We start from the raw sequence: 12,559 nt of genomic DNA, 5'->3' as shown, positions 1-12,559 counted from the left end.
ACGAAATTTGCTGCCTTTTTCAGAGTTCCTGCTTTCTTGGTGCTTTTATTAAGGCGTGCCCTCAATCTAATTGATAGTCAGCTAATAGTCAGCTAATAGTCAGCTAAATGGGTCAAAAATGGCAAAACATTTATAACACTGTATAACGCTGTCGATACCACTACGATGTAATCAGTTTGACCAAAGGCGCATAACCTGACTGCGGCATCACATCGACGGGGATAAACTGCAGCGCGCCACCATTGATACAATAACGTAAGCCGCCTCGATCCTTTGGCCCATCGGGGAACACATGACCCAAGTGTGAGTCCGCGACCCGCGAGCGCACCTCGGTACGTACCATATTAAACGCTCGGTCTTCGTGCTGGGTAATCACCTGCATATCGATGGGCTTGGTAAAGCTTGGCCAACCGCAGCCTGACTGGTACTTATCCGTAGATAAAAACAAAGGCTCGCCTGAGACCACATCGACATAAATCCCAGGGGCAAACAAGTCATCATACTCATGACTAAACGCCCGCTCTGTCCCTGCTTGTTGAGTGATATTGTACTGAGCTTTGGTGAGCGTCTGCTGTAGCGCACCTTTATTAAACCCAGCATAGCGTTTAGGGTCTAGCGCTTCTGCAACGGTGCTGACAGGCGCAAGCTTGGGTGGTGCCGTACTCTCAAGCTTATCATCGGCAAGGCTGAGATCGACATGACAGTAGCCATTGGGATTTTTTGCCAGATAGTCCTGATGATACATCTCCGCCACATAAAAGTTGTCTAATGGTTCATTTTCGACCACAACTTTTTGCTTATATTGGCTCTGTACTCGCTTTAGCGCCGCGTCGATGACCGCTTTATCGTCTTGATCGGTATAATACACCCCAGTGCGATACTGCACACCGCGATCATTGCCTTGTTTGTTTAGGCTAGTCGGGTCAATGACGCGAAAATAATACTGCAAAACCGTATCAAGATCTATTTTATCAGCATCATAAGTGACTTTTACTGCTTCAGCGTGCCCTGAGCCGCGAATGACCTGCTCATAACTGGGGTTGGCAGTATCCCCATTGGCATAGCCTGATACCGCATCGACCACGCCATCGACACGCTCCATATAGGCTTCAACACCCCAAAAGCAGCCGCCTGCCAGATAGATAGAGCGGGTATTGATGGCGTTGCCTTTGTCATTATAATACATCCCATCTTTTTGCTTGATGGTTTCAATCTTGCTATTGCTGGCTGCCGCTTGGGCGTTTGCAGGCTTGCTACTGCCGGCCTTTAGCTCGGCAAAGTCGTTTTCGGCATTGTTCGCCAGCGCATATGCTTGCTCGCTCGATATATTGCCTTTGACTAAGTGTACCAAGTTGCCGTTTTTATCCAGTATCGCCCAGCTTGGATAGACCTGCACGCCCAGCTGCTTGATGATAGCGCCAGAAGGGTCAGTCAATACTGGTAGTTTGGGATACGCTGACTGCACGCCTGCATACCATGAGGCAAATTCACCCTCAGCTTTCTCATTGAGATGGCCAGGACTTGCCATAGTGACTACGTTTAAACCAGAGAACTTAGGATCAAGGCGCCATGCTTCGGTTTCAGCCAGTGTGCCCAAACACAGCGGGCACCAGCTCGCCCAAAATTTAACCAAGGTCGGCTTATTAGGGTCGATCACTACCGCGCCGGTCTCACCCAGACCTGTGGTCAATTGCGGCAATGCCTGCATCTGCCCAAGCATGTCAGATGGCAACATATCTCGTGAGCTGGTCACGCCGCTGTTTTGCTGACTGGCACTACTGCTGGCACTATTATCAGCATTGCTCATTTGGCCGCAAGCCATCAGCAGCCCAGCACTGAGCACCGTCATCACGCCATAGCGGCTGGTATTTTTTAGATAACGTGATGGTTTTGAGCGAGGGGGCTGTTTTACTAAATACTGTGACGAGGGTTTGGCGGTAACGTTACTTATAGGGTGGCTGGCACTTGACTGGTCTTTGTACCAATTTAAGCGGCGCGGTTGATCGTTTTTATCGGTAGGCTGGTCTGACATAATAGGTCCTTTAACTAACACTGCTATGAGTGGCAGATGTTTTTATAGTACGACCATCTTTGGCTAAATACAATTCAGACAATATTAAAGATAGCGGTTTCATATTGAGTTTTTGTTAACCATTGTATCGCCAATCAAACCTTACACTCTATCGTGCAAAATGCCTTTGCTGTCGATAAAAAACGCCAAAATCAGCATCACGACTTGGTATCCATAAACTGTGCCACATAATCATCAGCAGGGTCGTGACGTAGCTGCTGCGGGGTGCCCGTCTGTACCAAACGACCACCGTTTAAGATGCTGATGCGTTGGCCGACCTTGATGGCCTCATCGATATCATGAGTAATAAAAACGATGGTCTTATTCAGCCGATCTTGCAGCTCCAGCAGCTGGTCTTGTAGCTGAGCACGAATCAGCGGATCAAGGGCAGAAAACGCCTCATCCATCAGCAAGATTGGGTTGTCTGTCGCCAGTGCCCGTGCCAGCCCAACCCGCTGCTGCATACCGCCTGATAGCTCGTCAGGGTAGCTGTGCTCTAGGTTAGGCAGTCCAACTTCATTGAGCCAATGCCGTGCAATCTCATGGCGCGCTTTGGTACTCATCTTTCGTACGCGTAGGCCATAGGCGACGTTTTGTATGACAGTCATGTGCGGTACTAGCCCGAAATGCTGAAACACCATACTGACGGTATGCTGACGATACTGCTGCAGCGCTTTATCATTGAGCGTCAATATATCGATAGCAGACGATCCTGCTTGCGCTGTAGTCTGCGTCTCCTCTGCCACTGCGGCAGCAAGCGCGCGACTAGGATTAGTTGTATGCAGGCTGGTATCGACCCATATTTTGCCACAGCTCGGGTCTATTAGACGATTGATATGCCGTATCAAAGTCGACTTGCCTGAGCCTGAGAGCCCCATGATACAGTGCAGCTCCCCTGCTTTGATGGCGAGGTTGATGTCATAAAGCCCGACCGAATACCCTGTCTGCTCTTTGACCTCGGTACTGTCCATCCCTTGCGCCAATAGCGATAAAGCTACCTGTGCCTGCGCCGTGCTGGCATTATAAATCTTACTGATATTTTCAAGCTGAATATGGTTCATCATGGTTCTCGCTATGGGGTTTTTATGCGGTTTAGCACAGCTTAGCTCGATGTAGCCGCTACTTATCAACCTATCGGACGCTTGCCAGCATCGATGGTTTGTTGGCGGGCGCGCTTGCCTTGACCAAATGCCTGAGTGATACGATCAATGATAATGGCGACGATGACGATCGCGGTACCAGCTTGCAGCCCTTGACCGATATTTAGCGTTTGAATAGACTGCAGCACGTCCTCGCCAAGACCTGGCGCCCCAATCATAGAAGCCAGCACCACCATGGACAGTGACATCATTACCGCTTGATTGATCCCCGCCATGATACTGGGTAGCGCTTGTGGTAGCTTAATCCAAATCAGCAGCTGACGATGCGTACTGCCAAACGAGCGCCCTGCCTCGATCATCTCATGATCGACTTGGGTAATACCCAGCGTCGTCAGGCGAATCAGCGGCGGCAAGGCATAAATGACGGTGGCAAACAGCGCTGGCACCTTACCAATTCCAAATAGCATCAGCACCGGAATCAAATATACAAAGCTTGGCATAGTCTGCATCACATCCAAAATGGGCGTGACTATCTTACGCAGTATCTTGCTGCCGGACATCGCAGTCCCGATCGGAATGCCGATCACCACGGTCACCAGCACCGAAACGATTAGTAGGGCAAAAGTATCAATCAGCGCGCCCCACAGCCCAAAAGCACCGATCAAGAACAGCCCTGCACCGCATGCCAAGGCAAACCACACCTTACGAACCGCAAACCATCCCAATACCGTGACGAGTAAGATAAGCAGCCATGGCGGCATCGCGGTCAATAGCCGCTCAATCGGTAACAATAAATAAGTAAGTGCCAAAGTACTGATGGTACGAAACACCTCACCGTAGTTTTTTACCACGCTTGCCAAGGTATTATTGAGCGGGGTCTCAAGCGACCATGATGGGAAGCTCGATGCAAGGCCAAATGCGTGATTATTGATGCCATCATCATGAGCGATAGTGCTATCGTTGGCTGCCGCACCTGTGAGGCTAATACCTAACTGCGCTGCTAGATTGATGGCCGCTTCGTCAGTCACCCACGTGCGCCAGACGTCTGGATGCTCGCGCAAAAACACCAACGCTTGCTCTTCGCCGCTACGTTTGTTTTCACTCATCTCTAAGATAGCGCCATTGAGCGCATCGGCACTAAACTGTACGTTATTAAAAACATCAACCAGCGCTGGGTGGGACGCTATAAACGGGGTGGATACAGCAATCCCCAAAGGAGAAACGGGGAAGCCTGAGACGCAGTCAGCGCTGCCATCTGCGCGCAGCAAATCCTGCCAACAAGCATCATCGTGCGCAGGAAACTCAAGCGCGGCAAAGTCGTATTTCGCCATCAACCCTGTCGGCTGCCAGTAATAAAACAATAAGGGTTTGTGCTGCTCAAATGCAGACGATATCTCGGCATCGAGTGCCGCGCCCGTACCGGGGTGCGCGTTGTTAAAAACACCATCCAATCCTGTATTTTTTAGTAACCGCGTATTAAACACCTCACAAGTCCAGCCAGAAGGGCAATTCATAAAACGAGCACTGTCTGGATCTTCTGGGTCTTCAAACAAATGGGCATACTTGGGCAGATCTTGGTAGCTGCGCAGTCCCGGATTTTCTTCTAGCACGTATTTGGGCACATACCAGCCTTGGGTTGCGCCGCCTTTTAGCGTATCGCCGATGACAGCAACTTTATCTTGCGCAATGGCCTGCTCCATGATCGGTGAGCGCCCAACCCACTGCTCACCGATGACTTGAATATCGTCTTGCGACAGCGCGGTTTCGAGCGCAGGGCCAGCACCTGGCACCTCCTCGACCGCACACTCATAGCCATCTTCGACGATATACTTGAGTACCCCAGAGATAAACTGACCACTCTCCCATGTCAGCGCGCCAAATTTGACAGGTGATTGGCAGGCCGCCGAGGCTGCCACGGGCAGGAGTAATGTACTCATACAGAGTAAACTTAACGCAATCCATTGGCGCATGCTCAGTCCTATTTATGATGGGTGCCGCTCGCTTATGCCCTACGCCTCAGTATGAACACATCTCTTGCGTCAGTAGCACGAATGAGCGATTGGCTTAAATGATAGGTTGCCGTTGTTTAGAGGTACTACAAAGTGTAGCGACTTCTCACACAGATGACAAATGCTTATTGTTCACTACCCGCGCGTTGCCTACTGCTATTTGACCAAAAAAAAGCACCTACCTAGGTAGATGCATAAGTATGCTTAAAACGTGTCGCCACAAGGCTGTATCAGGCATGGCTACACTGAGCATGACTATATCGGATACAGTGACTTACAAGGCGACTGTGTTTGAGTGCTACTTTAAAAATAGAGCCATGGCTTTTTTAAACAGTCCACCATAAGGCGGTAGTAGTAAATTCATGCCGTTGAGCTTGGCCTGTACAAACACAGGCTTCATGTGACTAAGACGCTCAAACCCCGCCTTACCATGATAAGCACCGGTGCCCGAATCACCAACGCCGCCAAAGGGTAAATCATGCTGCGCCACGTGCATGATGACTTCGTTGACACACAGACCACCTGAGACCGTGCGATTACGCACTTGCTCTATATCGCCTTGATGTTCGCCAAAAACATACAAAGCCAGCGGACGCGGGCGCGAATTGACAAAGTGAATGGCATCATTTAGCGTTTCGTAGTGTATCAAAGGCAAAATCGGCGCAAAAATCTCATTGTCCATGATCTCACTGTTTAACGCAGGTTCCCGAACGATGACAGGCGGCATCAGGCGTGTTTCGCTGTTGGCCTCAATCGAGGTCAGCGCATGTACCTGCTCGCTTGGTAGCGCGTCTACATAGCCTTTTACGCGCTTAAACTGAGCGCCATTGATGATGCGCGAGTAGTCAGGGTTGTTCTCAATATCAGGATAATGCTTATCCATCCAGTCTTTTGCCGCTTGGATAAATGACTCATGATAGCGACGCGGAATCAGCACATAATCAGGGGCGATACAGGTTTGGCCGGCATTTAGTGTCTTGCCCATCATCACGCGATTGACCACTGACTCTAGATTGGCATCATCTAAGACGATCACCGGCGACTTACCACCCAGCTCTAATGTCACTGGCGTCAGATTGGGGGCGGCGGCGGCCATGACTTTTTTGCCGACCGCTGTCGAACCAGTATACAGCAGATGATCAAACGGCAGCTCACTAAAAGCCACCGCGATATCGACCTCGCCCAGCACCACACATATCATGTCGGAGGAAAAATAACGAGCCACAGCATCGGCGAACGTCTGCGCGAACTTTGGCGCCGCCTCACTCATTTTGATCATGATTCTATTGCCCGCGGCGAGCGCATCTATCATCGGACCTACGGCCAAAAACAGCGGATAGTTCCAAGGCACCATGATGCCGACCACACCTAACGGCTGCGGCTGGATTTCATTGTGGGCTGGCATATACAGTGCCGAGATCGGCGCACGCTGGGGCTTCATCCATTTTTTGCCGTGTTTTTTGGCATGATTAATCCCTGTAAAGCTCGGGAACAACTCAGCAAACTGCGTCTCAGACTCACTACGATGGCCAAAGTCAGCGCTGATGGCACTGGCAAAGCTGACTTGATTGTCGCTGAGCATCATCTCAAGGTTATCCAGCTGCGTCTCACGCGTGGCCCAGTCATTTATCGGTTGTGTACGGCTCAGCGCTTGTAGATGCTCAAATTGCGCCCGCATTTCTTCGACAGTGTGCGCGATACTAGAGGCTTGATGCGGCATATGCTCATTGATATTTTGGGTATTGTCTGTCATGTCTCTTCCTTGTTATATGCGTTGGGAATAATATACTTTCTTGGGCGAGCGGCACTGTATCTATAGCGCACATCCTGCCTGTCTTTGTCTTCAACAGACCCAACAAAAATCCGTCATAAAAAATAGTCATAAAATTGCATCCCTTACGCTTTTAAGACACTCTGACGGGCTACCCTAATGTAGCGCATCGACCGAGCAATGGATAGCTTTTTAAACTGACTATTGCGTTTTTTAACAGAGCAAAAGTCATCGCTCACACCGCATCCAAACTTTTTAATTTCCAGATTTTTATTTGGGCGGTATCTGATAAGCAGATAAGTTTGGGCGACACTACCAAAAACTGCTACACTTTAGGCAACTGACATACTTGGACGTGTCCTCATTTTAAAAATGGCAATAAAAATAAGATAAATTGCCGCCAAACACTGTAGGGCGTGTTGAAAGTTCAACACGCCCTAATCAAACACCGAAAATAGCGCAGATAATATCGAGATATTCATTAGCTATTTGATACCGTTTGGTGAGATTTAGCCATTTTTAACTCATTTAGATGGCTATCTATTGAAGAGGACACGCCCTTGCCTTCATACCTTTTGCCAATTCTCTATATCTACCATATGTTGTGACTGCCATGCAAAACGCCATACAACCCCTGAGTGACACGCTGATTAGTAAGTCTTTATCCGCGGCCGATTATGTCCCTACCTTGGATGCGATGCTCGCGCGCACGCTGACACGTATTGAGTTAAAAAAAACCAAACAGCAGCGCACGCCCGATGAGCTATGGATCGTCGATCACAATGATGTCTATACCTTAGGACAAGCGGGTAAAGAAGAGCACATTTTGCAGCGTACAGACACCCCAATTATCAAAACCGATCGCGGTGGTCAAGTGACTTGGCATGGTCATGGGCAATTGGTGTTGTATTGGTTATTTGATTTAGAGAGCTTGGGCTGGAGTGTGCGCAACTTAGTTTCACACGCTGAGCAAGCCATCGAAGATGTGATCAATGACTGCTTACAAAACCACACAGCTGGTGATACGCGCATTCGTGCCCATGCGCGCCGTGATGCGCCAGGCGTCTATCTCTATGCCGATACCAGCGCAGAGCTTGACGACAGCCCTACCGATAAAGGCATTGTATCGACTGATATCCACCCATCATCCATCATGTTAGGTAAAATGGCGTCATTAGGCTTTAAGATTAAGCATGGCTTCAGTTACCACGGTATCGCTATTAATTTAAATTGTGATTTATCCGCATTTAACGCCATCAACCCATGTGGCTATGCTGGCATGCAGATGCTTAGGCTGGCTGATTTTATCAATATGTCACCCTCCCCAAAGACACGAAGCGCAGAGCAAACCCGCGAGCCCTTGAGCTATGAGAGCGTCACACAAAAACTCGTCGACAATATCGCTCAGCGCCATGCAGGACAGATAGCACTGCGCGCGTTGGCTCCCAAACCAAGTCGCTAAAGCTTGTGGCCTTTGAGTCTTTTTTTGCATAATATCTTGCACGCTTAGACTTAAGCATTTTGAGAAAAATTGTCGCAAACTTGCTATAATCGCTGGCGGTACAGACAGCTGTCATACCTATATGACAGCTCAGCTCAACCTTTGAGCTTTTCTTATTGTATTTAGACATTTAAAACAAAAGCAAATCGGAGTATTTTATGGCAGATTTTAATAAAATTTTGGACGCAGGCGACGTAGACGGCGGCATCATCAACGTGGTAGTAGAAATCCCTACCGGTAGCAGCCATAAAATCGAATGGAACCGCGAATTGGCTGTGTTTGAGCTGGATCGTATCGATCCACAAATCTTTGCCAAACCTTGCAACTACGGCTTTATCCCGCAAACGCTAGACGAAGATGGCGACGAGTTAGATGCGCTGATCATCACAGAGCAGCCACTGCCGACTGGTATTTTCTTAAAAGCCAAAGTCATTGGCGTGATGAAGTTTGTAGATGATGGCGAAGTCGATGACAAAATCGTCGTCGTACCAGCGGACGATCGTGATACCGGCAATGCGTACAACAGCTTAGAAGACCTACCTAAACAGCTGATCAACCAGCTACAGTTCCACTTCAGCCATTATAAAGACCTGAAAAAAGCGGGCACCACTGTGGTTGAATCATGGGGAGACGTGGCTGAAGCCAAAGAAGTTATCAAAGAGTCTATCCAGCGCTGGAAAGACCTATAAACCACTGCTTAGACCCAGATAATCTCACTGCAATACACCGCTGTCATAACAATGATGGCGGTATTTTTTTGTTTATCCACTGCTCAAATGCCGCTCACCGCTTGAATGGTGCTTGGTTAAAATGGTTATAATAACTCATACTTACATGCTATATGCTCATCGACAATAAGGAACACCATGTTTAACCCCGACCCAAGCTCAAAGCCAGTCAATCCAAAACTGCCAAAAGATGTGATTATGATGGTTGAAAAAAACAACCTCGTCATGGCCATCAAAACATTGGCGCAAGATGAAAATATCAGTATGGATGAAGCCAAGGTACGAATAGACGCTTATGAAACCGCGTTAAAAGTAAAGCAGCAACAAAAACTCAATACCATCGCAAACAAACAAGGCATCTCTAATCACGCCATTAGCTTTGATCGAGAGCAAGAAACAAAAGAAGAGCTAGAGTCTGGCAAACTGATCAAGACACGCGTCAAAACCACCAAGCAGACTCAAGGTTTTAAAGACCTACAACAAGGGGTTGATAACCAGCTAAATAACTTGGGATACAAAAAACCCTTAATACCATATTGGACAAAACGTTTATTGCTGATTGTGGTGATTATGGCAGGATTGTTTTGGATATTATGGCGAGTGTTTGGTTAGGGCGACATGGCGGGCTTTATTAAGATATCCCTTTTACCAGCTGTGCTTAAAAAAATACGTGGTAGTACAAACGCTAACAAATCCTTACCTCCAACCCCGTGAAAACAAAAAAATTGTCTGTTATTTTTGCTTGTTATAGTGAGTTCAGTATAAAAACGATACCGTGGGACTGGGACGAATTCTACGCAAGGTTTGATCTTAACGATAACAAGGATATTAAAATGAAAACATCAATAGCGGCAAAATCGCTTAAAAATAAATTATGGATAGTATGTTGGGTGAGTCTCTTGGGTCTTGGTGCTTGCAGCAATGAGACCCAAAAGCCAGATGATAACAATAATAATATAGAATCTAGCGAGATGACGCCTGTGCAAACAGCGAACGAAGATAAGGACCAAGCTTCTACTCCTAACTCTACAAAAGATGAGGAAGGTGCAGGAGGTACAGCGTACTATTCTAGCAGCGGCAGTGTAGAAAATGACCAAAAAGCTGATGATACGGTGACGATCAATGAAAACAATCCCAACTTAGATAAAACATCTGCAGATGGGGTGCAGTAAGTAAGAATCAAGCCTCAGTAGGGAGCCTTTCTGCACTCCCTACTGAGCGCTTATACTAGTGATGCTCACCAGGCAGTATTTTTGCAAAAATACGCTGCGCTAAATTCGGCTTACTATCGGTCGTCTGGGCAGCCGTCGAGCTCGGGAAGATACGATAACCAATAGACTGCACCCCCACGTTAAATGCAGGTACCAACGAGTAGCTTGCAGACGCAAATCTACCCATGTTGCTGGCGATACTGTTTGGTTTATGGACGATCGCTTTGGCGATCATCATCGCCGCCTCATCAGGCATCAATGCGGGCATATAACGATACAGCTTGGTCGGGGCAATCATCGGCGTGCGCACCAGCGGCATAAAAATGTTGGTGACTTTGATATTATCGCCTTTGACCTCTGCTGCCAGACAGCGACTAAACGCATCAAGCGCTGATTTTGAGGCGACATAAGCGGCAAAACGCGGACTGTTTGCCAGTACGCCAATGGAGGAGATATTGACAATTTGCCCCTTCTTTCTGCCAATCATCGTCGGAAGTAGTCCCAAAATAATCTTTACCGCACCAAAGTAATTGACATCCATCGTGCGCTCAAAGTCATGAAAACGGTTGACAGATTCATGCACTGAACGGCGAATCGAGCGCCCCGCATTATTGACCAACACATCGACATGACCAAAATCAGCAAGAATCCGTTTACTGACGTCTTCGATATCATCCATATCGGTCAAATCACATGGATAATAACTGGCCCTGCCACCGAGTGTTTCGATATTGTCCGCGACAATTTTTAGCTTGTCTTTGGTACGTGCCAACAAAATCACATGAGCGCCGCACTCACTGAGCAAAAAAGCAGTACGCTCGCCGATACCACTTGAGGCACCCGTGATTACGATATGCTTACCTTTAACCGCTTTGGCGATTGCTTTTTTTGAAGGATTGGCCATAAAAAGTCCTTTTTGTTTGTTTTATGTTCTTTTGTAGGATAGCAAAAAATATGGCCTGAGGTGAATAAATCGTCAGTACAAACATCGCGATTGATGATTATTTACCCGCCCTAGTGACTACTGATGCGTACACAGAAAATCCTCGACTACACGAAACTGTCCTGCGGTACTCTCTTCGCCATACATCGCTTGACGAAAGGCATTAGAATTTGGGATGCCCGTGGTGTACCACGCAATATGCTTACGCGCAATACGGCAGCCTGAGTATTCACCATAAAAATCATACAGCTCTTGTAGATGCGCGAGCACAATCTCTTTAATCTCGCGAACACTTGGTGCTGGTAGCCGCTCACCTGTCCGCAAAAAATGACCAATATCACGAAATAGCCACGGCTGACCTTGAGCGGCGCGCCCTATCATCACGGCATCGCAGCCTGTCATCTCGTAGACATATTGGGCTTTTTCAGGGCTATCGATATCGCCATTGGCAATGACAGGGATACCGATACTGTCTTTGACTTCGCGTATCAGCTCATAACGCGCCGTGCCTGTATACATATCCTCACGCGTCCGCCCATGAATCGCAATCGCTGCGATACCAGCTTGCTCAGCACGGCGTGCCACTCGCAAGATATTTTCGCGGCCATTTTCATAACCCAGTCGCGTCTTTAGGGTGACGGGAGCATCGACTGCACCTACTGCCGCATCGAGCAGACGCGCCACCAAATCTTCGTCTTGCAGCAAGGCTGAGCCTGCCAGCTTACGGCAAACTTTTTTGGCAGGACAGCCCATATTGATATCAATAATCTGCGCGCCATTGTCAATCTGATAACGCGCCGCTTCAGCCAATTTATCAGGCTCAGCCCCTGCTATTTGTGCCGAGATGGGCGCAATTTCATTATCAAAATTGGCACGGTACAAAGACTTTTTGCTGGCATAAAGCGCGGTATCGGCGATGATCATTTCACTGACTGCATGCCCTGCGCCAAAAGATTTGCACAGTCTACGAAAAGGGTTATCCGTCACGCCGGCCATGGGCGCGACCATCAGACGGTTTTCGATACTCAGACCACCGATATCAAGCGGCTGTAATAAGGGATGCTGAGCGGCAACTGGTACTGAAGAATCAGCCATCACAGGATTCGCAGAAGTATTTATAGACATAAAAAACGGCTTGATTTGCATAGAAAACAAGCCGTTATTCTAAGGGTTCGTACGCATATTGCAAGCCATTCACGTCAATCCTTTGCCGCTATGACTTCCA

10 protein-coding genes are annotated in these 12,559 nt (G+C 48.1%); 4 read left to right on the top strand and 6 right to left on the bottom strand.

Annotated features, from left to right (window positions below):
* Positions 1-160: 160 nt before the first annotated feature.
* The 4 genes from msrAB to R0I52_RS07195 all read right to left on the bottom strand — a co-directional run bounded on the left by msrAB (position 161) and on the right by R0I52_RS07195 (position 6,933).
* Positions 161-1,849, bottom strand: coding sequence for a bifunctional peptide-methionine (S)-S-oxide reductase MsrA/peptide-methionine (R)-S-oxide reductase MsrB (gene msrAB, locus R0I52_RS07210; protein ID WP_410524045.1), 1,689 nt, complete (start codon positions 1,847-1,849; stop codon positions 161-163).
* Between the two features lie 380 nt (positions 1,850-2,229).
* Positions 2,230-3,132 (bottom strand): ATP-binding cassette domain-containing protein, encoded by a 903-nt coding sequence (locus tag R0I52_RS07205; RefSeq protein ID WP_317053789.1) that lies wholly within the window; start codon positions 3,130-3,132, stop codon positions 2,230-2,232.
* A 65-nt stretch (positions 3,133-3,197) separates the two neighbouring features.
* Positions 3,198-5,141 carry a glycine betaine ABC transporter substrate-binding protein gene (locus R0I52_RS07200; protein ID WP_317053754.1) on the bottom strand — a complete coding sequence of 648 codons (1,944 nt, stop codon included), beginning with the start codon at positions 5,139-5,141 and terminating at the stop codon, positions 3,198-3,200.
* 337 nt (positions 5,142-5,478) lie between these two features.
* Complete coding sequence (locus R0I52_RS07195) at positions 5,479-6,933, bottom strand: coniferyl aldehyde dehydrogenase (protein WP_317053753.1); 1,455 nt, start codon at positions 6,931-6,933, stop codon at positions 5,479-5,481.
* A gap of 631 nt (positions 6,934-7,564) precedes the next feature.
* On the opposite strand from R0I52_RS07195, the gene lipB reads away from it, so the two are divergent.
* From lipB to R0I52_RS07175, 4 genes are all read left to right on the top strand, one after another.
* The gene (lipB, locus tag R0I52_RS07190; RefSeq protein WP_317053752.1) at positions 7,565-8,413 is read left to right on the top strand and encodes a lipoyl(octanoyl) transferase LipB; all 849 of its coding nucleotides are present in this window, start codon (positions 7,565-7,567) and stop codon (positions 8,411-8,413) included.
* A 197-nt stretch (positions 8,414-8,610) separates the two neighbouring features.
* Positions 8,611-9,141 (top strand): inorganic diphosphatase, encoded by a 531-nt coding sequence (locus R0I52_RS07185; RefSeq protein WP_075102105.1) that lies wholly within the window; start codon positions 8,611-8,613, stop codon positions 9,139-9,141.
* Between the two features lie 177 nt (positions 9,142-9,318).
* Entirely contained in the window at positions 9,319-9,792 is a 474-nt protein-coding gene (locus R0I52_RS07180; protein ID WP_317053751.1) for a hypothetical protein, read from the top strand.
* Between the two features lie 221 nt (positions 9,793-10,013).
* Positions 10,014-10,352 carry a hypothetical protein gene (locus R0I52_RS07175; protein WP_317053750.1) on the top strand — a complete coding sequence of 113 codons (339 nt, stop codon included), beginning with the start codon at positions 10,014-10,016 and terminating at the stop codon, positions 10,350-10,352.
* Positions 10,353-10,407: 55 nt separating this feature from the next.
* On the opposite strand, the gene R0I52_RS07170 is transcribed toward R0I52_RS07175, so the two are convergent.
* Together R0I52_RS07170 and dusB are read right to left on the bottom strand one after the other, a co-directional pair.
* Entirely contained in the window at positions 10,408-11,295 is an 888-nt protein-coding gene (locus R0I52_RS07170) for an SDR family NAD(P)-dependent oxidoreductase (protein ID WP_201585627.1), read from the bottom strand.
* Positions 11,296-11,412: 117 nt separating this feature from the next.
* The gene (gene dusB / locus R0I52_RS07165; RefSeq protein WP_317053749.1) at positions 11,413-12,459 is read right to left on the bottom strand and encodes a tRNA dihydrouridine synthase DusB; all 1,047 of its coding nucleotides are present in this window, start codon (positions 12,457-12,459) and stop codon (positions 11,413-11,415) included.
* Between the last annotated feature and the right edge of the window lie 100 nt (positions 12,460-12,559).

Origin of the sequence: Psychrobacter sp. CAM01, assembly GCF_032842965.1 — a bacterium.
In the GTDB taxonomy this organism is placed as follows: domain Bacteria; phylum Pseudomonadota; class Gammaproteobacteria; order Pseudomonadales; family Moraxellaceae; genus Psychrobacter; species Psychrobacter celer.
This window is presented reverse-complemented; position numbering and strand designations above follow the sequence as displayed.

What these genes read in the sequence shown, in the direction of transcription:
- msrAB (WP_410524045.1), bottom strand. Translation starts at nt 1,849, where the DNA reads ATGACGGTGCTCAGTGCTGGGCTGCTGATGGCTTGCGGCCAAATGAGC.
- R0I52_RS07205 (WP_317053789.1), bottom strand. Translation starts at nt 3,132, where the DNA reads ATGAACCATATTCAGCTTGAAAATATCAGTAAGATTTATAATGCCAGC.
- R0I52_RS07200 (WP_317053754.1), bottom strand. Translation starts at nt 5,141, where the DNA reads ATGCGCCAATGGATTGCGTTAAGTTTACTCTGTATGAGTACATTACTC.
- R0I52_RS07195 (WP_317053753.1), bottom strand. Translation starts at nt 6,933, where the DNA reads ATGACAGACAATACCCAAAATATCAATGAGCATATGCCGCATCAAGCC.
- lipB (WP_317053752.1), top strand. Translation starts at nt 7,565, where the DNA reads ATGCAAAACGCCATACAACCCCTGAGTGACACGCTGATTAGTAAGTCT.
- R0I52_RS07185 (WP_075102105.1), top strand. Translation starts at nt 8,611, where the DNA reads ATGGCAGATTTTAATAAAATTTTGGACGCAGGCGACGTAGACGGCGGC.
- R0I52_RS07180 (WP_317053751.1), top strand. Translation starts at nt 9,319, where the DNA reads ATGTTTAACCCCGACCCAAGCTCAAAGCCAGTCAATCCAAAACTGCCA.
- R0I52_RS07175 (WP_317053750.1), top strand. Translation starts at nt 10,014, where the DNA reads ATGAAAACATCAATAGCGGCAAAATCGCTTAAAAATAAATTATGGATA.
- R0I52_RS07170 (WP_201585627.1), bottom strand. Translation starts at nt 11,295, where the DNA reads ATGGCCAATCCTTCAAAAAAAGCAATCGCCAAAGCGGTTAAAGGTAAG.
- dusB (WP_317053749.1), bottom strand. Translation starts at nt 12,459, where the DNA reads ATGTCTATAAATACTTCTGCGAATCCTGTGATGGCTGATTCTTCAGTA.